1 pseudogene is annotated in these 401 nt (G+C 34.2%); it reads right to left on the reverse strand.

Annotated features, from left to right (window positions below):
- Positions 1 to 144: 144 nt before the first annotated feature.
- Positions 145 to 401, reverse strand: a pseudogene (locus tag EYD46_RS17585) (RagB/SusD family nutrient uptake outer membrane protein); the annotation flags it as partial.

Consider the following 401-nt stretch of genomic DNA (forward strand, 5'->3'; position numbering starts at 1 on the left):
TTATTTTCCCGCAAAGTTGATTTAAGGTTTTCAATTGCAGCCGTATTATAACTGGCTGCAATCTTCTGCCTTTCAACTTCGGTCTGTGAAAATAGATGAACACTCCAAAGAATGACAATTACATAAAAAAGGGTAACCTTATTATTACTCATCATTAAATCTTTCGTCGTAATTTGGATTTAAATCTATTTCATCTTGAGGTATTTTCAAGAAAAATAAGTTACTATCAGCAGGAACCGTAAGTGTTACACGGTGAGTGTCATTTCTTGTAATTGCAAGATTATAACGTTTAGCATCAAACCATTGAGGGCCAAACTCTCCATAAAACTCTTTTTTACGCTCCAATAGTATTTCATCTAATAATGCCTGTCCTGTACTAGTGGTCTTAACAGCATTAGGAT

The sequence above is a fragment of the Hyunsoonleella pacifica genome, assembly GCF_004310335.1.
Classification (GTDB): domain Bacteria; phylum Bacteroidota; class Bacteroidia; order Flavobacteriales; family Flavobacteriaceae; genus Jejuia; species Jejuia pacifica.